At 71.7% G+C, this 19,379-nt stretch carries 17 protein-coding genes; 8 read left to right on the top strand and 9 right to left on the bottom strand.

Going from position 1 to position 19,379, the window contains the following annotated elements; genetic code table 11:
- Window positions 1–300: ricin-type beta-trefoil lectin domain protein (locus PUR71_RS28030; protein ID WP_329929920.1), on the bottom strand; the 300-nt coding region annotated here is incomplete at its 3' end.
- Between the two features lie 969 nt (window positions 301–1,269).
- On the opposite strand from PUR71_RS28030, the gene PUR71_RS28025 reads away from it, so the two are divergent.
- The 6 genes from PUR71_RS28025 (at window position 1,270) to PUR71_RS28000 (ending at window position 8,162) form a co-directional block, all read left to right on the top strand.
- A complete protein-coding gene (locus PUR71_RS28025; protein WP_329929919.1) occupies window positions 1,270–2,259 on the top strand; it encodes a LacI family DNA-binding transcriptional regulator in 990 nt (329 codons plus the stop codon).
- A gap of 357 nt (window positions 2,260–2,616) precedes the next feature.
- Window positions 2,617–3,600 (top strand): ABC transporter substrate-binding protein, encoded by a 984-nt coding sequence (locus tag PUR71_RS28020; protein ID WP_329929918.1) that lies wholly within the window; start codon window positions 2,617–2,619, stop codon window positions 3,598–3,600.
- Window positions 3,601–3,679: 79 nt separating this feature from the next.
- Window positions 3,680–5,206, top strand: coding sequence for a sugar ABC transporter ATP-binding protein (locus PUR71_RS28015; protein WP_329929917.1), 1,527 nt, complete (start codon window positions 3,680–3,682; stop codon window positions 5,204–5,206).
- A complete protein-coding gene (locus tag PUR71_RS28010; protein WP_329929915.1) occupies window positions 5,203–6,291 on the top strand; it encodes an ABC transporter permease in 1,089 nt (362 codons plus the stop codon). Before PUR71_RS28015 ends, PUR71_RS28010 begins: the two co-directional genes overlap by 4 nt.
- 14 nt (window positions 6,292–6,305) lie before the next feature.
- Complete coding sequence (yjfF, locus tag PUR71_RS28005) at window positions 6,306–7,259, top strand: galactofuranose ABC transporter, permease protein YjfF (protein WP_329929931.1); 954 nt, start codon at window positions 6,306–6,308, stop codon at window positions 7,257–7,259.
- Window positions 7,260–7,637: 378 nt separating this feature from the next.
- Complete coding sequence (locus tag PUR71_RS28000; protein ID WP_329929914.1) at window positions 7,638–8,162, top strand: hypothetical protein; 525 nt, start codon at window positions 7,638–7,640, stop codon at window positions 8,160–8,162.
- 66 nt (window positions 8,163–8,228) lie between these two features.
- Here the strand turns inward: PUR71_RS28000 and PUR71_RS27995 are convergent, their stop codons facing one another.
- The 5 genes from PUR71_RS27995 to PUR71_RS27975 form a co-directional block, all read right to left on the bottom strand.
- Window positions 8,229–8,915, bottom strand: a complete 687-nt coding sequence (locus tag PUR71_RS27995; RefSeq protein WP_329929930.1) for a DUF6544 family protein — start codon at window positions 8,913–8,915, stop codon at window positions 8,229–8,231.
- 95 nt (window positions 8,916–9,010) lie between these two features.
- The gene (locus tag PUR71_RS27990; protein ID WP_329929913.1) at window positions 9,011–9,391 is read right to left on the bottom strand and encodes a hypothetical protein; all 381 of its coding nucleotides are present in this window, start codon (window positions 9,389–9,391) and stop codon (window positions 9,011–9,013) included.
- A gap of 258 nt (window positions 9,392–9,649) precedes the next feature.
- On the bottom strand, window positions 9,650–10,276 hold the full coding sequence (locus tag PUR71_RS27985; protein ID WP_329929912.1) for a hypothetical protein: 627 nt from the start codon (window positions 10,274–10,276) through the stop codon (window positions 9,650–9,652).
- Window positions 10,277–10,447: 171 nt separating this feature from the next.
- Window positions 10,448–12,112 (bottom strand): oleate hydratase, encoded by a 1,665-nt coding sequence (locus PUR71_RS27980; protein WP_329929911.1) that lies wholly within the window; start codon window positions 12,110–12,112, stop codon window positions 10,448–10,450.
- A 116-nt stretch (window positions 12,113–12,228) separates the two neighbouring features.
- Complete coding sequence (locus PUR71_RS27975; protein ID WP_329929910.1) at window positions 12,229–12,513, bottom strand: hypothetical protein; 285 nt, start codon at window positions 12,511–12,513, stop codon at window positions 12,229–12,231.
- A 469-nt stretch (window positions 12,514–12,982) separates the two neighbouring features.
- On the opposite strand from PUR71_RS27975, the gene PUR71_RS27970 reads away from it, so the two are divergent.
- Entirely contained in the window at window positions 12,983–15,367 is a 2,385-nt protein-coding gene (locus PUR71_RS27970; protein ID WP_329929909.1) for a phosphoketolase family protein, read from the top strand.
- Window positions 15,368–15,547: 180 nt separating this feature from the next.
- Here the strand turns inward: PUR71_RS27970 and PUR71_RS27965 are convergent, their stop codons facing one another.
- The 3 genes from PUR71_RS27965 to PUR71_RS27955 form a co-directional block, all read right to left on the bottom strand.
- Complete coding sequence (locus PUR71_RS27965; RefSeq protein WP_329929908.1) at window positions 15,548–16,357, bottom strand: phytanoyl-CoA dioxygenase family protein; 810 nt, start codon at window positions 16,355–16,357, stop codon at window positions 15,548–15,550.
- Between the two features lie 490 nt (window positions 16,358–16,847).
- Window positions 16,848–17,669: an ABC transporter permease subunit gene (locus tag PUR71_RS27960; RefSeq protein WP_329929907.1), complete on the bottom strand. Its 822-nt coding sequence runs from the start codon at window positions 17,667–17,669 to the stop codon at window positions 16,848–16,850.
- The gene (locus tag PUR71_RS27955; RefSeq protein ID WP_329929906.1) at window positions 17,666–18,643 is read right to left on the bottom strand and encodes an ABC transporter ATP-binding protein; all 978 of its coding nucleotides are present in this window, start codon (window positions 18,641–18,643) and stop codon (window positions 17,666–17,668) included. The genes PUR71_RS27960 and PUR71_RS27955 overlap by 4 nt, the downstream gene beginning before the upstream one ends.
- A 238-nt stretch (window positions 18,644–18,881) precedes the next feature.
- Between PUR71_RS27955 and PUR71_RS27950 the strand changes: the two genes are divergently transcribed.
- Window positions 18,882–19,331, top strand: coding sequence for a universal stress protein (locus PUR71_RS27950; RefSeq protein ID WP_329929905.1), 450 nt, complete (start codon window positions 18,882–18,884; stop codon window positions 19,329–19,331).
- The last annotated feature ends 48 nt before the right edge of the window (window positions 19,332–19,379 follow it).

Genomic DNA, 19,379 nt, shown 5'->3' with positions numbered 1-19,379 from the left:
GGTGGCGTGGCCCGGCACGTCCAGGCACTTGTCGCCGTACACGGTCAGCTGGTCGCCGGCCGTCGACGTCCACTGCTGGTTGGCCCCGCCCGAGCAGTCGTAGACCTGCAGGGACGTGCCGTCGGCCCGGCCGAAGTTCGGCACGTCGAGACACCGGCCGGAACCCGCACCGCGCAGGGCGCCGCTGGTGTCCGCCTGAGCCGGGTTGGCGACGAGCATCGCCGCCAGTGCCGCCGCGACCGCAAGTACGGTGGTGAGCACCACAGAGGGGTGCCTGGGGCTGGAACTTCGTCTATGCATGGAGACCTCCATTGTGAACGGACCGGAGCTGTCGCACGGCTTTGTTAGCGATGACATCCGAGTGCTGCCGTGAGCGCGCGCTCCAAGAGTTGTCAATCGGCCGGCGAAGGAGTCCTCGCCTTGGCCGGTGGGTTTCAAAGTCCCCTTCACGTGCCGACCTGTGCGTTTGGCAGGTCGCCGGGGCTTCTCATTGAGTCGTGGTGTGTCCATCGCTCCCCATCTGCGGGGATGCCTGCGCACCGGTGGCGCCCGGTCGGCCGGGGGACCTACCGGGTTGCCCGGGCTGCCTGTTAGCGCTAACAATCCTTCGAGGATCACTCACGTGGCATGCTCAGGTAAATCTTCGGCAGGTGATGCGCGTTGTCAATACTCTGCGCGGCGGACCGTCAGCTCACGCCACAGGAGACCGTCGGCCAGAGGGCCGGCATGACGGCGCGCGCCCTGCGGACGATCCGCCGGAGGCGGCTGGTCCCAGGGGGGTGGGGTGGAGCGAGCTCACGTCGGTGATCCGTCCTGCCGATGAGTGGGGCGGATCCCTTCGTGCCACCGATGGCCGCGAAGGATGGGCCCGCCGGACTGCGTCGCGCGGCGGTGCACGGAACCGACTCGTCATCAACGTCGCCGCGTCCGCCACCGGTTGCCGAACACACCGGGATCCACGGCCGTTCGGACGTGTCGACGGCGACAGTGTTGGGCTCCGCTCGACAAGCTGTCAACGCTTCCGGCCGGTACGGCGAAGGCATTGCCGATCTTTCTTCGCCGGCGTGCCGGCCAGGCGATCAACGGCCGGTGCACGCCCAGGAGGGGCCGGAACCTGCCCGTATGTTAGCGCTAACGTCTGCACTGCACAGTGGAGGCATGAGACAGTGGCGCCGCCGCATGACGACGTGGCGCACGGTCGGATCGGGCACCAGAGGGGGGCTGCGCGTGGGAAGTGAAGCGGTTGGTTCGGCGGCGAGACAGCCGGTGATGGCGGACGTCGCGAAGCTGGCCGGCGTCTCCCACCAGACGGTGTCCCGGGTGCTCAACGGCGCCCCACACGTGCGGCCGGGCACCCGGGAGAGGGTACGTGCCGCGATCCGCGAACTCGACTACCGGCCGAACTCGGCCGCGCGTGCGCTGGTCACCCGCCGCTCGCGGACCCTGGGCGTGGTCAGCTTCGACTCCATCCTGTACGGGCCCGCCTCGATGCTCGACGGCATCGAGCGCGCCGCCCGCACCGCCGACTACTTCGTCAGCGTCGCCAGCCTGCGTTCCCTGGACAGCCGCTCCGTGCAGGAGACCGTGGACCGGCTGCGCGACCAGGGCGTGGACGGCGTCGTGGTGATCGCCCCACAGGTCGACGCGGTCGGCGCTCTCGCCGACCTGTCCAGTTCGGTGCCGGTGGTCGCGGTCGGTTCCGGCAGCCGGTCCCCGGTGCCGATGGTGTCGTTCGACAACCGGGCCGGCGCCGAGGCCGCCACCCGCCACCTGCTCGACCTGGGCCACCGCACCGTGCACCACGTGGCGGGGCCGGTGGGCTGGATGGAGAGCCGCGACCGCCAGGACGGCTGGCGGCAAGCTCTGGAGGCCTGCGGTGCCCGGGTGCCTCAGGTCGGCGGCGGCGACTGGAGCGCCCGTTCGGGTTACGAGGCGGGCCGCCGGATCGCGCAGGACCCGGAGGTCACGGCCGTCTTCTGCGCCAACGACCACATGGCCCTCGGCCTGCTCCGCGCCCTGCACGAGGCGGGCCGCGCGATGCCGGGCGAGATCAGCGTGGTCGGCTTCGACGACATCCCCGAGGCCGCGTACTTCACCCCGCCGCTCACCACCGTCCGCCAGGACTTCGGGGAACTCGGCCGCCGTGCCCTCGAACTCCTCCTCGAGGAAGTCGCCGGGATGACGCACACCCGCAACCGTGCCCGGATCTCCCCGGAAATGGTTCTCCGCCGCAGCGCCGGACCCGCCCGCCGCGACTGACCTGCCGCCTGCGGCAGCTGAGGTGAAGGTGAAGTCGTCGCAGCCTTCCCCCGGATTCACGGCTCTCCGCGTGCTGCCTTCCAGCTGGGCGGGTGTGCGCGTCATCCAGGCTCCGTGCGCTGCGCGCGTGGCACGGATCGCACGCGCAGCGGCTCAACGCGGCTTGCCGCAGGCGAGTTGACGGCACTTCGGACAGCCCTCGGCGAGCTGGTCAAGATTGGGTAACGGGGTGCGAGAGCCTTGCCGGTGGCGTTTGTTAGCGCTAACAATCGACCTCGAGCGAAACGGCGCCGATACCTCACGTTCACGTGGCGGGTGCCGTTCGCGCGATCGACGAACCCGAGAGGAAGTCCCACCATGTCCAAGAGAGCTGCGGCGGCCCTGGTCGCCGGTGCGATGGTCACCGTCCTCACCGCGTGCGGTTCCGGCGGTGGCGGGGGCTCGGCCGACAAGGGTGCCGGCCACAAGCTCGTCGTGGGCTTCTCGCAGGTCGGTGCGGAGAGCGGCTGGCGCACCGCGAACACCAAGTCGATCCAGGAGTCCGCGAAGAAGGCGGGCATCGAGCTGAAGTTCTCCGACGCTCAGCAGAAGCAGGAGAACCAGATCAAGGCGATCCGTTCGTTCATCCAGCAGAAGGTCGACGTGATCGCCTTCTCGCCGGTGGTGGAGTCGGGTTGGGACACCGTGCTGAAGGAGGCGAAGGACGCCAAGATCCCGGTGATCCTGACCGACCGGGCGGTGGACTCCAAAGACGACTCGCTCTATGTCTCCTTCCTCGGCTCGGACTTCGTCGAGGAAGGAAAGAAGGCCGGCGACTGGCTGGTGAAGGAGTACCAGGGCAAGTCCGACGAGGTGAACATCGTCGAGTTGCAGGGCACGACGGGGTCGGCGCCGGCCAACGACCGCAAGGCGGGCTTCGGCGACGTGATCAAGGCGGACGCGAAGTTCAAGGTGGTGGCCTCGCAGACCGGTGACTTCACCCGGGCGAAGGGCAAGGAGGTCATGCAGGCCTTCCTGAAGGCCCAGCCGAAGATCGACGTGCTGTACGCGCACAACGACGACATGGCGCTGGGTGCCATCCAGGCGATCGAGGAGGCCGGCAGGAAGCCGGGCACCGACATCAAGGTCATCTCGGTGGACGGGGTGAAGGACGCCTTCACCGCGATGAGCCAGGGCAAGATCAACGTCGACGTGGAGTGCAACCCGCTCCTCGGTGACCAGCTGATGGACCTGGTGAAGAAGGTCAAGGCCGGCGAGCAGGTGCCGAGGCGGATCAAGACCCAGGAGGGTGTCTTCACCCAGGACCAGGCCGCTGCCGCACTGCCGACCCGCCAGTACTGACCGAGCCCGCCCGCCCGGGGAGCGATCGGCGGATCGCTCCCCGGGCGGGCCGGGTTCGCACGAGGAGAGGAGAACCGGGGTGCGTCAGCAACCGGTCCTGGAAGTGCGGGGGATCCGCAAGGAGTTCCCCGGGGTGGTGGCGCTGGACGGGGTCGATTTCCGGCTCTTCCCCGGCGAGGTGCACGCCCTGATGGGGGAGAACGGCGCCGGCAAGTCCACGCTGATCAAGGTGCTGACCGGGGTGCACCCGGCGGACGGCGGCGAGGTGGTGCTGGCCGGGCAGCGGGTGTGGATCGCCGGTCCGCTCCAGGCCCAGCAGGCGGGCATCAGCACCGTCTACCAGGAGGTGAACCTCTGCCCGAACCTGTCGGTCGCGGAGAACATCTTCATCGGCCGCGAACCGCGCCGCTTCGGGCTGATCGACTGGGCCGAGATGCGGCGCCGGGCCGCCGAGTTGGTCCGCACACTGGAGCTGGACATCGACGTCAGCGCGAGGCTGGACAGCCACTCCATCGCCGTCCAGCAACTGGTCGCCATCGTCCGCGCGGTGGACGTCTCGGCCAAGGTGCTGATCCTCGACGAGCCGACCTCCAGCCTGGACCGAGACGAGGTGCGCCAACTCTTCACCGTGATGCGGCGGTTGCGTGACCAGGGGGTCGCCATCCTGTTCGTCTCGCACTTCCTCGACCAGATCTACGAGATCTGCGACCGGATGACCGTGCTGCGCAACGGGCGGCTCGAGGGCGAGTACCTGACCAGTGAACTCGACCAGGTCGACCTGGTCGCCCGGATGATCGGCGCCGAACTCGCCGGACTCGAGCAACTCGCCGGGGGCGGCGGGCGGCGCGAGCGCTCCGCGTCGGCCACCGACCGGGCCTTCCTGCAGGCCGAGGGGCTGGCCCGGCAGGGCGCCGTCGAACCGTACGACCTCGCCATCCGCCCCGGTGAAGTGGTCGGCCTGGCAGGCCTGCTGGGATCGGGCCGGACCGAGGCCGCCCGGCTGCTGTTCGGTGCCGACCACAAGGACCGCGGCACCGTGCGGATCAACGGCACCGAGACGGACCTGCGCACCCCGCGCGACGCGATCGCCCACGGCATCGCGTTCTGCTCGGAGAACCGCAAGACCGAGGGCCTGGTCGGCGAGTTGACCGTCCGGGAGAACATCGTGCTGGCGCTCCAGGCGGCCCGCGGCTGGGCCCGTCCGCTGTCGCGCACCGCACAGGACGAGTTGGCGCTGCGCTGGATCCGCGCCCTGGACATCCGCCCGGGCAACCCGGAGGCGCTGGTCCGCAACCTCAGCGGCGGAAACCAGCAGAAGGTGCTGCTGGCACGCTGGCTGATCACCGACCCCAAGTTGCTGATCCTGGACGAGCCCACCCGCGGCATCGACATCGGCGCCAAGGCCCAGATCCAGAAGCTGGTCGCGGACCTCGCCGAGGAGGGCATGGCGGTGCTGTTCATCTCCGCCGAACTGGAGGAGGTGCTGCGGCTCAGCCACCGCGTCGGCGTGCTGCGCGACCGCCGGATGGTCGCCCAACTGAGCAACGACGGCGAACTCACCCCGGAGCGCGTCCTGGCCACCATCGCGAGCGGAGCGGAACAATGACCACGGCACCGACCACCCAGCGGGCCAGGGCGGTGACCCGGTACCGGCTGTTCTGGCCGGCCGCGGTGCTGGCCGGGCTGCTGCTCGCCAACCTCGCCTTCACTCCGGACTTCTTCGCCGTCCACCTCAAGGACGGCCACCTGTACGGCAGTACGATCGACATCCTGCACTTCGGCGCTCCGCTGATCCTGGTGTCGCTCGGCATGACCTTGGTGATCGCCACCGGCGGCATCGACCTCTCGGTCGGCTCCACCGTCGCCATCGCCGGCGCGCTGGCCTGTCTGCACATCAGCGAGGCCGCCGACCCGGCGAGTCTCGGCACGGTGCTCGGCGCGGTCGCCATCGCGCTCGGTACGGCGGTGCTGCTGGGCGTCGCGAACGGGGTCCTGGTGGCCCGGGTCGGGGTGCAGCCGATCATCGCCACCCTGATCCTGATGGTCGCCGGACGCGGCGTCGCCCAGCTGATCACCGATGGTCAGATCATCACGATCACCAGCGAGCCGTACAAGCTGATCGGCGGCGGCTACTGGCTGACGATGCCGTTCGCGATCCTGCTCAGCGGAATGGTCGCGCTGCTGACCGCGCTGCTCACCCGCTCCACCGCGCTCGGCCTGCTGCTGGAGTCGGTCGGCGGCAATCCGGTGGCCAGCCGACTGGTCGGGATCCGGGCGATGCGCCTGGTGGGCCTGGTGTACGTGTTCAGCGCGCTCTGCGCGGCGGTCGCCGGGCTGATGGTCTCCTCCAACGTCTCGGCGGCGGACGGCAACAACGCCGGCCTGTGGATCGAACTGGACGCCATCCTCGCCGTGGTGATCGGCGGGACCTCGCTCAACGGCGGCAGGTTCTCCATCGGCGGTACGGTCCTCGGCGCGTTGATCATCCAGACCCTCTCCACCACGGTCTACACCATCGGCATCCCGCCGGAGACCACGCTGGTCTTCAAGGCCTTCGTGGTGATCACGGTCTGCCTGATCCAGTCGCCGAACTTCCGTGCCAAGCTCGCCCGGCGCGGCGCCGGGCGCCGGAGCGGCGTGCGGCCTGGTCGTCCTGCCACCACCACCACCAACCGGGAGGTCGGCGCGTGAACGCCAACGCCCTGATGACCAGAGTGCGCACACAGATCCCGCTGCTGGTCACCTCCGTCCTGCTGGTGTCGATGTTCACCGTCGGATCGGTGCAGTACGACGGGTTCTTCTCCGGGCAGGTGCTGCTCAACCTGTTGATCGACAACGCCTTCCTGCTCGTGGTCGCGGTCGGGATGACCTTCGTCGTGCTGACCGGCGGCATCGACCTGTCGGTCGGCGCGGTGGTGGCGCTGTCCACCATGGTCTCCGCCTGGCTGGTGGAGCGGCACGGGTGGCCGCCGCTGGTCGTCATCCCGCTGGTGCTGCTGATGGGCGCCGCCGGCGGTTGGGTGATGGGGTGGGTGATCCACACCTTCGAGATCCAGCCGTTCATCGTGACGCTGGCGGGCATGTTCCTGGCCCGGGGCCTGTGCTACACGATCAGCATCGAGTCGATCTCCATCACCAACCCGTCGTACACCGCGATGGCGCAGACCCGGATCCCGCTCGGCGACCTGTTCGTATCGCCGAGCGTGCTGGTCGCGCTGGTGGTGGTGGCGGCCGGGTTCGTCGTGCTGCACTACACCCGGCTCGGGCGGAACGTGTACGCGCTCGGCGGCAGTGAGCAGTCCGCTCTGCTGATGGGCCTGCCGGTGGGGCGGACCAAGACCACCGTGTACGCGATCAGCGGCTTCTGCTCGGCGCTCGGCGGTGTGCTGCTCACGTTCTACATGCTCTCCGGCTACGGTCTGCACGCCGTCGGTCTGGAACTGGACGCGATCGCCGCCGTGGTGATCGGTGGCACACTGCTCACCGGCGGATCCGGCTACCTGCTGGGCACCGTGCTGGGGGTGCTGGTGCTGGGCCTGATCCAGACCGTCATCAGCTTCCAGGGCACCCTCAGCTCGTGGTGGACCAGGATCGTGATCGGCGGGCTGCTGTTCGTCTTCATCGTCCTCCAGCGCCTGATCACCGCCCGCCGCCGGTAGCACACCACGCCAACCCGGCCGGCCTGCCCAGGCTGTGCAGAGGTGCGTCGACAGGCGACCGCCAGCGGTCACGATCCTTCTCGGAGGCGATGACCCCCGGCCGGGTCCGTCCCCGCCGCCGGGGCCGGCCGGGAGGACGCGGGCAGCCTGGACCGGATCGCCACCGCGCACCTGCCGCACCGAGTGAGTGCCGGACTGCACGGCTCCTGGATCCCCGACGACCCGCAGGACGGTGCCACCGACTGACCCTGTGCCGCCGCGCCGTACGGCAGCCTGGGGAGGGTAGCGGAAGAGGGCGGGGGTCGGCGTCACGCCGACCCCCGCCCTGTGCCGTACGGCTGCCGGAGGCCCAGCGTGAACCTTCCGTCGGACAGTCAGATGGCGCTCGCTCGTACGCTGCCCTTGCGGCACGTCCGGGGCCCGGATGGACGCTTCGACCAGCAGCTGAACCTGCTGCACGCGCAGGAACTCCCGCTCGTCGAGGGCTTGCCCGGCGGCGGGAACCTCGCCGGCAGCCGTCAGACGCTACGTCAGATCCTGCTCTTCGGGCCGGAGAAGTCCGTGCGCCCCGGCTGCCGGTTCACCCACGACAGGACCAACCCGTCGGGCACGGTGACCGCGCACGTCGCCGACGGCACCGGTGCGACAGGTGACGTACTGGTGGGCGCGGACGAGGGAAACTCGGCGGTCGGCCGCGAGTACCTGCGCCGGGCCCGCGTGGTCGACGGCGGACCGCGACTGCTGTACGGCAAGGCCCCGCTCGTCGGCGACGAAACCCGCTCCTGTTCCTGGCCGGACTCCGGGCCTGTGCACCGCGGTCGGACCGGCCCTGCGCCGGGCCGACGTGCATCGGTCCCGCGGTACCCCGCCGGCCGGGGGCGAAAGTGGCGCTCCAGGTCTTGAGTCGCGGTAGGCCAGAGGCAGGATGACGAGGCGCGGCCTGCCGGCCGAGTGCGAGGAGGGCATTCCTCAGCGGTACACAGCACGGTCGACGGTGAACCTGAAGAACTCGCCCTCCGACTGGCGCTCGGTGCCGTACCACCATCCGGCGCTCGCGGTGCACGGGATCGTGAAGCCGCCGAAGACGGCCTCGTCCTGGAAGCCGGCGCCGAAGGTGTGCTCGCGGTAGCCCCTGCGGTCCGGATCGCCCCATCGGTACAGCGTGACCGACTCCAACGCCCCCGAAGCCGAGACCTCCAGCGTCACGCGGACCTCGCGCCCTCCGATCGAGACCCGGGCGACAGCCCGCCGGTCGTCGAGCGGCTCCCAGACGACCGCCGGCCCCAGGGCCGTAGCCGGCACGAAGACGAACTCGCCCGCCAGGCGACCGGCGGCGCTGCGGGTGACATCGGCTCCGACGCCGGACATGACCGGGAACGCGCCGAGCAGCCGCCAGCGCATCTCGCCGGTCCCGTTGCCGTACCGGTCGAAGCCGCTGACCGGCAACGCGGTGATATGCGCGGTCGCCGCCCAGAGGAACCCCTGCGGCGGGGTGAGGATCTGAGCGGCCTCAAAACGCCGCCAGGCGCCCAGCCGGATCCCACCGTGCATGGCCAGCTCGACCGACCGCAGCAGCGCGGTCCCGGGGGCGATGGCGTGCACCAGCCAGCGCCGCACCGGTGGGGGCAAGTGCACCACCATGGCCGGATCGAACACCGCGGGCCGCGGGGTGGGGACGGCAAGGGAGGCCCATTCCCGGCGCGCCCGACCGGTGAGCGTGCGCGGGGGGCGCCCGACGGCCGCTGCCCGGCTCACCGGAACCTCACCTGCGCGCCGCGCCGCGGGACGAATGTGCGGCCGAGCACTGTGATGAGCACGCCGATGTCGACGACCAGACCCGCTCGCGCAGCCGACCCCATGAGCGTGACCACTGGCGCCGACACGACAGCGGCCACGACGGTCACCGCCGCCCATGGCAGGCGGGTCACCAGCAGCACCGCCGACCACACGAAGAGCACCGCCGCCGACAGCCACAGGGCGCCCACCGTGGTGCCGGCTGACGAGCCCGGCCGGGGGACCGCGTCGGCGTACCGCAGGTTTCCCGGCTCGGCGAGCCGCCACAGCACGGTCATGCCCAGGAGATGGACCAGGCCGTGTCCGGCCAGTACGGCGCCGCCCAGCCAGCGCACCACCCGCTGCCCGCCGGTGGGTCCGTGACCATGCTCCGGCGGGGCCGCTGCCGTCGCAGAGGACGGTAGATGCCGAACGGATCCGGGCATGTCTGCCTCCTGGCCTCCGGACCCGCCAACCGGGTCGCCCGCTCTGAGTCTGGCCGCCACGAGGGGGCGTTTCCAGGGCTGAACGGCACCGATGCGCCCGGCAAACGGCCCGCCGCGCAGGGAGGCCGGCCGCGACGACGGCTCGCGGCCGGCCTGATGTGCTGACGGGGCTCAGCGGAGCCAAGCGTGGTCGCGGACGAACGGGAGGGCGGCCCAGCGCCGGCCCAGGCCCCAGGTGTCGCCGGCGGCGGTGGCGGCGAGAGCGACGAGGAGCAGGGCGTAGATCAGGTGGTAGTCGGCGACGGGGTTGCTGGATCCGCTGGCGGCACCCTGGGCCAGGTGGCGGGCGGGTGGCCACTCGGCGGCCCACATCAAGGCCAGCAGCAGGGTGCCGCTGACGGCGGCCATCCGCAGGCCGATGCCGCCGATGAGGGCGAGGCCGATGCCGAGCAGGCCGAGCATGAACAGCCAGTCGGCCCAGGCCTGCCCGGCCCAGTGGTGGAACGTCGACTGGAGCGGGCCCGCCGACACGTGGCTGAGGAAGCCATTGGTCGGGGAGGCGCCGTCCAGCCAGGAGTTCGCGCTCCTGGTGGCGTAGCCGAGGCCGAAGGTCTTGTCGAGGAAGGCCCAGAGGAAGACGAAGCCGAGGCCGACCCGGGCGGTGGCGAGGGTCCGTGCGCCGGTGGTGGTCGCTACGGCGGCGCCGGCCGCGTCCCGGGTGGCGTGGGCGGCGTTGTGGCGGAGCCGGCTGGTGAACCGGTGGGCGAAGCGGGGAGTGTGCGCGTGGTGAACGGCCATGGCGCGGCCTACCTTTCCCAATTCCATGGTGGGTGTGGTGTGTTGTGCCTGATGCAGTCTGTTGCCGGGCGACTGGGGTGATCAGGTGTCGAAGGTCCCGGTTGCGCGGGCGAAGGGCCGGGCCGATCCGGGCCGGGTGGGTCGAGGGGCCGGGCGCACTCGGCGGTTCGGTTACCTGCGGTGCATGGTGTGCAGGGCCTTGGCCAGGATGTGCGGGTCGTGGTGGCCCTTGTAGACGGCCGGCGGCTGCTTGTCGGTCTTCAGGAGCTGCGCGACGGCCGTCCAGGCGGTGCGCACGGAGTACTCGACGGTGAAGACCACGTCGTCGGGGACCTCGGCGAACTGACCGATGAAGGCGAGGTTGGTCGACCCCTTCGGCACGACCTGGGGACGGTCGCCGTGGCTGCGGACCAGGAACTGGCTGGTGATGTAGGGCATCAGGCAGGGAATGGCGGTCGAGGTCGCCAGCACGCGGTCCGTCACGTCGGCGTCGACGTTCAGGTGGCGAAGTGTCTCGTGGAGGATCTCCTCGCCGGTGCATTCGGACATCGGCTTCTGGACGAAGTTGCCCGGCCGGTCCGGGAAGAGGCCGTAGCCCCACCAGACGGAGACTCCCTCGGGCTGCCGCTGGTAGACGGGCTGGCGGTTGACGACGAGGGTGAGCAGCCAGTTGGAGGCGGTCAGGGTCAGCAGGCCGCCCCGGCCGGTGGTGCGGCCGGTGAACGTCTCCATCCAGTCCAGGAAGGCCGGGTCCTCGGCCGTCACGGTGAAGGACTCCCAGGTGGAGTCCTTGACGTTGCCGTCGAAGACGGCGGGGTGGCCGAAGTCCTCGCGGCCGCGGGCGAGTCGGTGCCACAGCAGCCAGGAGCCGGGGCTGCGGCCGGTGTGCGGGGCGGGCGGGGCCCCGGTGTGGGAGCCGTAGACGGAGTCGGCGGTCATCGAGCCGTTGGTGACGAACACCAGGTCCTCGGGCGCGACGGGGATCTCCTCGCGTCCGCCGGCGAACAGGATCCGCTGGACGGTGGTGCCGTCGCCGGGCTTCAGCGAGAGGTCGGCGACCCGGCAGCCGGTGTGGATCGTCACTCCTCGGTCGCGCAGCCACGCCGTCAGGGGGCGCACGATCGAGTCGTACTGGTTGTAGCGGGTGCGGTAGATCCCGGACATGGTCTCGAACTCCGGGAAGAGGTGGACGAAGCGCTTCAGGTAGCGGCGGAACTCGATCGCGCTGTGCCACGGCTCGAAGGCGAAGGTGGTGCACCACATGTACCAGAAGTCGGTGGTGAAGAAGTCCTCGGCGAAGCAGTCGGTGATCCGCTTGCCGTCCAGCATCCGTTCCGGGGTGGCCAGGCACCTGACCAGCTCCAGCCGGTGGCGCTCGGAGAAGCCCATCGCATGTCCGTCGACGATCCGGCCCCCCTCGGTGACGAGGCGGGCGGCGTCGTCCCAGGGGGACTCCTCGTGCGAGTCGAGGATGTCCTGGGTGGCCGACTTCGACGGGTCGTCCAGGGAGGGAACGCCCGCCAGCAGATCGAAAGTGCAGCGGAACCGGGCCTCGAACATCCGCCCGCCGCGCATCGTGTAACCCGCCTGGGGCGTGCCGCCCGCATCGAGACTCCCGCCGACCTCCTCCTGCTCCTCGAACAGGTGAATGTCGGCGCCGGAGAAGCCTCCGTCGCGGATGAGGAACGCCGCCGCGGACAGTGCGGCGATGCCGCTGCCGACCAGGTACGCCTTGGCCATCACGGACTCCTGAACTCTCGCTCTCCGTTGCTCGACCCCTGTTGGGGCCGACACGGAAAGCCTCGCGGCCGCAGCGCGAGCGGGTCTGTGGGCCATTGGTCACGGGGACGGGAACAACGGTCCCGGTGACACCGGTCCTGTTGGGACCTCCCGGTCAGGGCGCTCGGTCCCGGCGGCGCAGCAGTGGAACGGCCGCGCCGAGACGGGCGTGCTCAGGTCTTGCGACCCTGCGCCCACGCCTCGATCCGTCGCTGGTACGCCTCCTGTCGGCGGGTCGCGTTGCTGCCGTCCAGTTGTCCCGCGAAGGCGCGGTAGGCCGCCGCTACGAGGTCCTCCCGGTCGGCCGGCGCGGTGCTGGCGATCGCCCACAGGGCGTCGTCGGTGTCCTCGTCCAGCCCGGTATGGGTGCGCACCTCGCCCGTCAGCGCGGCCTGCAGGTGGTAGTGGAAGCTCTCCCGAAACTGCTTCTGGCTCGGCCTGTCGGAGCGAAAGCCCATTCGTACCTCCCCCTGTTGGATCCCGAGCCCACAAGGACGCACCCGGCCGGTCATCCGGTTCCGGCCTGGCCGCCGGGATACTCATCGGCCTGCTCACTCTCTGCGGCCCGCTTTTCGGGGGCCAGGGCCCGGTCGCGCAGCCCCGCGGCGGAGCAGCTGCCCGCCTCGACCGCGCCGAGGCAGGCGTCTATGCCGGTCACCGCGTGGTGGACCTGCCGGGTCGAACTCCTCGCCACCCTCCTGCACCCGCCCGCCGACGGACGGCGGGGACCCGCGCCCGCCGCATAGCCACCCGTCGTCCCGTCCCGCGACGATGGCGGAAGCCGCCTGGGGGCAGCCGGGACCACCGGCCCGCTCCGCCGCAGGGAACATGGCCCGTTCGGCCCTGCGACGGCTTCGGCCGGAGGGCGACGATGGGGGCCCGGCCGCCCGTCGGCGGCGTCCACGGATTGCGAGGAGACCGCTCACGATGTCCGTCACCCCCAGCCCGGCTCCCGGTGCACCGCCCGAGGAGGAGATCCGTGCGCTCGACGCCCACTGGCGGGCCGCCAACTACCTTTCGGCGGGCCAGATCTACCTGATGGCCAACCCGCTGCTGCGCGAGCCGCTGCGGCCCGAGCACATCAAACCGCGTCTGCTCGGCCACTGGGGCACCTCGCCCGGCCTCAACCTGGTGCACACCCACCTCAACCGCGTGATCAGGGCCCGGGACCTGGACGCGATCTGCGTCTGGGGCCCGGGACACGGCGGGCCCGCCGTCCTCGCGAACTCCTGGCTCGACGGCAGCTACACGGACACCTACCCGAGCGTCACCCGCGACGAGGCCGGCATGGCCCGGCTGTTCCGCCAGTTCTCGTTCCCCGGCGGCGTGCCCAGCCACGTCGCCCCCGAGACGCCCGGCTCCGTCCACGAGGGCGGCGAACTCGGCTACGCGCTGTCGCACGCCTACGGCGCGGCCTTCGACAACCCGGGCTTGCTGGTCGCCTGCGTGATCGGCGACGGCGAGGCGGAGACCGGCCCGCTGGCCGCCTCCTGGCACGGGAACAAGTTCCTCGACCCCGTCCACGACGGAGCGGTGCTGCCGATCCTCCACCTCAACGGCTACAAGATCGCCAATCCGACCGTGCTCGCCCGCCTTCCCGAGGCCGAACTCGACGCCCTGCTGCGCGGGTACGGCCACCTCCCGCTGTACGTCGGCGGCGACGACCCGCCGGCCGTCCACCGAGCCATGGCCGAGGCGATGGACACCGCCCTCGACCTGATCGCCACCGCCCAGCGGGGCGCCCGCACCGGGCGCACCACCCACCGGCCGCAGTGGCCGGTGATCGTGCTGCGCACCCCCAAGGGCTGGACCGGCCCGGCCGAGGTGGACGGCCTGCCGGTCGAGGGCACCTGGCGGGCCCACCAGGTGCCGCTCGACCGGGTCCGCGACGACCCCGCCCACCTGCGGCAGCTGGAGGACTGGCTGCGCTCCTACCGGCCCGAGGAGCTCTTCGACGGGCACGGGCGTCCCGCGCCGCAGGTCCTCGCACACGTCCCCGGGGGCGCCCGCCGCCTCGGCGCGAACCCGCACGCCAACGGCGGCCTGTTGCTGCGCGATCTGCCGCTGCCGCCGCTGGAACGGTACGCCGTGACCGTCGACAAGCCCGGTGCGACGCTGCACGAGCCCACCAGGGTCCTCGGCGACCTGCTCGCCGACCTGACCGCCGCCACCGCCGAGCGCCGTGACTTCCGCCTGGTGGGCCCGGACGAGACCGCCTCCAACCGCCTCCAGGCCGTCTACCGGGCGACCGGCAAGGCGTGGCAGGCCGACACCCTGCCCGTCGACGAACACCTCGCCCACGACGGGCGCGTGCTGGAGATCCTCTCCGAACACACCTGCCAGGGCTGGCTGGAGGGCTACCTGCTGACCGGCCGGCACGGCCTCTTCTCCTGCTACGAGGCCTTCGTCCACATCGTCGACTCCATGGTGAACCAGCACATCAAGTGGCTGCGCACCTCCCGGGCCCTGCCCTGGCGCGCACCGATCGCCTCCCTCGACTACCTGCTCACCTCGCACGTCTGGCGCCAGGACCACAACGGCTTCTCGCACCAGGACCCCGGATTCGTCGACCACGTCCTCAACAAGAGCCCGGAGGTCGTCCGGGTCTACTTCCCGCCGGACGCCAACACCCTCCTCGTGACCGCCGACCACGTGCTGCGCAGCCGCGACCACGTCAACGTCGTGGTGGCCGGGAAGCAGCCGTGCTTCGACTGGCTCACCCTGGAGGAGGCCCGCGCCCACTGCGTCCGCGGCGCCGGGATCTGGGAGTGGGCCGGCACCGAGGACGGCACCGGCGAGCCCGACGTCGTCCTCGCCTGCGCCGGCGACGTCCCGACGCAGGAGGTGCTGGCCGCCGCCGGGCTGCTGCGCCGGCACCTGCCCCACCTCCGGGTCCGGGTGGTCAACGTGGTCGACCTGGCCCGGCTGATGCCCGCCGAAGAGCACCCGCACGGCATGCCGGACGCCGAGTTCGACGCGCTGTTCACCCGTGACCGGCCGGTGATCCTCGCCTACCACGGCTACCCGTGGCTGATCCACCGGCTCGCGTACCGCCGTGCCGTCCACCCGCACCTGCACGTGCGCGGCTACAAGGAGTCCGGCACCACCACGACGCCCTTCGACATGGTCGTCCGCAACGACCTCGACCGCTACCGCCTCGTCATGGACGTCATCGACCGCGTCCCCGGACTGGCCGTGCGCGCCGCCGCCCTGCGCCAGGAGATGGCCGACCGGCGCACCCGCCACCACGACTGGATCCGCGAGCACGGTACCGACCTGCCCGAGGTCACCGACTGGACGTGGCAGGACTGACCGGCGGCCTCCGGTCCGCCGGCTGACGGCCGCCAAGGCCCGGCACCGCTCGAAGGGCGTTCACGCCGGCGAGCGGTGCCGGGAGGCCCTGTGGTCGCATCGGCACGCGATCGCGGTAGCGGGCCCAGTGAGGTCGCCCTCCCGCGTGTGACCGGCTGCTGCCGGCCCCGGGGGCTGCCCTTACCGAGCCGTCGAGCCGCCGGCCTGGCTCAGTCCGAGCCGCACCGCGCGCTCGACCGGCGTGTACGCGCCGTCGGCGCGGTCGAGGTCGAGCGGTGCGGCCGACATCAGCGGAGGCTGGGCGAGGAACCGCGGCCGGGTGCCGCGGTTGGGCTGGGCGGCGTGGATCAGGAACGGGTGGCAGAGGTAGACGTCTCCGGCTCGCCCGGTGGCGAGCGCCAGCGGGCGGTCAGGGGCATCGAGCCTGCCCGCGGTGTCCATGGTCCGGCAGAGCTCCATCCCGTCCACACCGCGTTCGCCGGCCGGCTCCAGGAAGGCGGGAACGTCCAGGTGCGATCCGACCTTGATCCGGGTCGGCCCGTGGTCGGCGTCGACGTCCGAGAACAGGAACAGCATCAGCAACGCCCGCTCACGGGAGCGGAGGTTGAGCCAATAGCCGGTCTCCCCCTCAGGCGTGTAACTGGCATCCATGTGCCACCCGGTGTCGCCGGGATCGTCAGGATGTGGAAAACGAATGGGAAACGTGCCCAGGCCGGTACGCGGCAACCAGCGTCCGGGTCCGACGAGTTGGTCGAACGCACCGTGCAGGCGCTCGGTGGTCGCGGCGCGCTGGAACGGCGCCTCCGCGTATCCCCACAGCCTGACCACCGGCTGGGTCCAGGTGGCGGGATCGTCTGGATCGAGACCGGTCTCGCGCCACAGGAACGTCCGGCACTCATCGGCCAGCGACCGGGAGAACGCCTCTTCGAGGTGGACGAAGCCATCGGAAACGAATCGGTCGATCTGATCCGAGGTCAAGACATCGCGCATGCTGACACTTTCGTGAGCGAGTTGGTGGACAAGCAGCAGGTCTTTCGGGGTCGCGCAGACCTGCGATGCACGACACCGCCGAGCCCACTGCCGGGCGGCGGCAGGCCGGCAGCAGCCCCTGGCACGCCGTTGGCGCCCACTGTCATCTCTTCCTCCTCGGGTGGCTGGTCCAACCGGACCCGCGCCTCGGACACACCGGGCGGCGCAGGTCGTAGGACCGACGCTAGGAGGGGTGACGACGAGTCGACCCGACCTTTCGAGGAGGGCTTCGGTCGGGTCGACGGAGCCGGGAACGGGTAGGTGTCAGGCCGGGCGGTTCACGGCGGCGAGCCGCTGCCGCGAAGCCTCGTCCAGTACGGCGCTCGCGGCGTTCGTCGCGGTCACCCTTCTCGTCGGTGCCGACCAAGGCGATCGGCTGCCCGTCGGCCCGCTGCTCGCCGACCCGTGCCGTCACCTCGTCGCGCGGTGACACGGGCACGGCGGGGCGGGGTCAGGGCGCGAGGTCCCGTCGGCGCAGCAGGGGGAGTGCGGTGCAGGCGCCCGCGATGCCGACGGCGGTCAGGACGCCCAACGGCCCCCATTCGAGCGTGCCGTGGGCGAGGGCGTCGCCCGGAGTGTAGTAGTGGAAGGGGCTCAGGTACCGCAGCGGAGCGGCCGGCTGCCACGCCATCGCCACGAAGTTGAGGGCGAAGCCGACGGCGCCCAGCGCGATCGTGGCGCCGATGACCGGGGCGCGGCGCCGCGCGGCGGCCGAGACCGCCAGCGCCGGCCCTGCCAGGCAGAGCGTGAACGCGCAACCCTGGAGCCCGGCCGCGAGGATGCCGCCCAGCGGCACGGCCCGGTGCAGGGCGGGGGAGAGCGCGACCCCGGCCACGAGCGTCAGGGTGGCCGCGGCGTTGAGGAGAAGCGAGGAGGCCAGGACGGCGGCGGCCCGCTCGGCCAGCAACCGCGCGCGGGAGACCGGACGGACCATCAGCAGCTCGATGGTGCCCGATTCGACGTCGGCCGCGACGGCCGCCGCGGCCAGCGAGCCGATCGCCGTCAGCTGCATCGCGATCCAGAACGGGTGCACCAGCCCGGCCCCGAGCAGACCGGCGTGGCTCGCGATGGACACGTCCCCGGTCGACCCGGAGAACGCCCTCAGTGTGTCCGGCACGGCCCGCCCGGCGCCGGCGAACCACTGTTCCGGCGGCACCGCGCGGACCACGGCGACCATCAGGGTCTCGAACAGGACCATGCCCGCGGCCAGGAGGGCGAGCATCCTGCGCCGACGGTGCAGGGCCAGCCGGAACAGCGGGAACCCCGTGCTCATGACCGCACCTCCGCCGCCTGCGCGCCCTCCTGCCGGTACAGGTCGAGGAACGCCTCGTCCAGCCCGGCCTCCTCCACCGACAGGTCGGCCACCGGGAGAGCGGCCAGGAGTTCGCCCACGCCCCGGACCAGTTCGTCGGGCGGGACGAGCAGCCGCACCTCGTCGCCGTGCCACTGCGGTGACCACCGCTGCGCCCGTCCCAGGCCGCGCGAGCCCAGCCCGTCGGAGAGCACCAGGCGCACCCGGCGGGCGCGCTCCTCCCGCAGCGCCGACACGGCCCGCACCGCGACCAGCCGTCCGGCCCGAACGAGCGCCACCCGCCCGCAGGCGCGCTGCACCTCGGGCAGCACGTGGCTGGAGAGCAGGACGGTGCGCCCGGCTCGCCGGGCCTCGTCGAGCAGCGCGAAGAAGACCTCCTGGACCAGCGGGTCCAGCCCCTCCGTGGGTTCGTCCAGGACCACCAACTCGGGGTCGTGCTGGAGCGCCTGGACGAGGCCGAGCTTCTGCTTCATCCCGCGCGAGTACTCCCGCACCGGCCGGGCCAGGTCGCCCGCCGTCAGTCCGAGCCGCTCGCACAGTTCGCCGCGCCGGGGCGTCGGGGCGTCCTGCAGGTCCCCGAGCAGCTTCAGGGTCCGGGTGCCCGTCAGCTCCGGGTAGAGCCGCAACTCGCCCGGCAGGTAGCCGAGCCTGGGGGCGAGTCGCCGGTGGTCGGCCACCGGGTCGAGGCCCAGCAGCCGGATCCGCCCTGCGCTCGGGCGCAGCAGGCCCACCAGGCAGCGGATCGTGGTGGTCTTCCCGGCGCCGTTGGGGCCGAGGAAGCCGAACACCTCACCGCGTCCCACGGCGAGGTCCAGGTGGTCGATGCCGGCCTTGCGGCCGTAGTACTTGCTCAGCGCGGCCAGCTCGATCGCCGGCCCGTCGCCGTCCCCGCCCGTACCCTCCCCGCCCGTACCGCCCATGCCCGTGCCGCCCATGCCCGTCTCCCTCGTCGTGTGCCCGGTGCCCGCAGCTCCTGCCGGCACCACGACTGCACCGCACGGCGGCGCCCGGGGACAGGGCGCATGGTCCCTGCCGGTCGGGCCGGTCGGGCCCGACCTTCGCCGGGGACGGCGGACGGGGCTGAAGGTCCCGGCGTCGCGGCCCGTTCGGTCCTTCGCAACACCCCCGGCGGCGCGGATGGTTGGGAGGACGAGAACACGAAGGAGTGGACCGGTGAGTGAGAAGAACGGATCGCACGAGCGGCGGATCGTGGTCGGCGTCGACGGGTCGCCGTCCTCGGTCGACGCACTCCGGTGGGCCGTCGGCCAGGCCCGCCTGGAGGACGCCGTGGTGGAGGCGCTGAATGTGTGGCAGCCCCCGGTGACCAACGGCTGGTCGGTGCCGATCACGGCCTACGAGGACCTGCCGGGCATCGCGCGGACGATCCTCGACGACAGCGTCGCAGCGGTGCGCGGTTCCGGCGCCCCGGTGGAGATCAGGACCCGCGTCCTGGCGGGCGGCGCCGCGTCGTGCCTGCTGGACGCGGCCGGTGGCGCCGAACTCCTGGTCGTCGGCAGCCGGGGCCACGGGGGCTTCGCCGGAGCCCTGCTCGGCTCCGTCAGCCAGCACTGCGTCCAGCACGCGCCCTGCCCGGTCGTCGTGGTCCGCCACCGGAACGACTGACCCGCCGACCCCGCACACCCAGCGACCGACGCGCGGCCGTGCCGCCGA

The organism is Streptomyces sp. SP17BM10, from assembly GCF_036322405.1.
Classification (GTDB): domain Bacteria; phylum Actinomycetota; class Actinomycetes; order Streptomycetales; family Streptomycetaceae; genus Kitasatospora.
The sequence above is the reverse complement of the archived record's forward strand: the minus strand, read 5'-3'. Positions and strand labels throughout refer to the sequence as shown.

Bases quoted from the DNA above. Each gene is read 5' to 3' on its own strand.
- PUR71_RS28000 (WP_329929914.1), top strand. From the start codon at position 7,638: ATGGCGCTCGCTCGTACGCTGCCCTTGCGGCACGTCCGGGGCCCGGAT.
- PUR71_RS27960 (WP_329929907.1), bottom strand. From the start codon at position 17,669: ATGAGCACGGGGTTCCCGCTGTTCCGGCTGGCCCTGCACCGTCGGCGC.
- yjfF (WP_329929931.1), top strand. From the start codon at position 6,306: ATGACCAGAGTGCGCACACAGATCCCGCTGCTGGTCACCTCCGTCCTG.
- PUR71_RS28020 (WP_329929918.1), top strand. From the start codon at position 2,617: ATGTCCAAGAGAGCTGCGGCGGCCCTGGTCGCCGGTGCGATGGTCACC.
- PUR71_RS27980 (WP_329929911.1), bottom strand. From the start codon at position 12,112: ATGGCCCACAGACCCGCTCGCGCTGCGGCCGCGAGGCTTTCCGTGTCG.
- PUR71_RS27955 (WP_329929906.1), bottom strand. From the start codon at position 18,643: ATGGGCGGCACGGGCATGGGCGGTACGGGCGGGGAGGGTACGGGCGGG.
- PUR71_RS28025 (WP_329929919.1), top strand. From the start codon at position 1,270: ATGGCGGACGTCGCGAAGCTGGCCGGCGTCTCCCACCAGACGGTGTCC.
- PUR71_RS27970 (WP_329929909.1), top strand. From the start codon at position 12,983: ATGTCCGTCACCCCCAGCCCGGCTCCCGGTGCACCGCCCGAGGAGGAG.
- PUR71_RS27965 (WP_329929908.1), bottom strand. From the start codon at position 16,357: ATGCGCGATGTCTTGACCTCGGATCAGATCGACCGATTCGTTTCCGAT.
- PUR71_RS27985 (WP_329929912.1), bottom strand. From the start codon at position 10,276: ATGGCCGTTCACCACGCGCACACTCCCCGCTTCGCCCACCGGTTCACC.
- PUR71_RS28010 (WP_329929915.1), top strand. From the start codon at position 5,203: ATGACCACGGCACCGACCACCCAGCGGGCCAGGGCGGTGACCCGGTAC.
- PUR71_RS27975 (WP_329929910.1), bottom strand. From the start codon at position 12,513: ATGGGCTTTCGCTCCGACAGGCCGAGCCAGAAGCAGTTTCGGGAGAGC.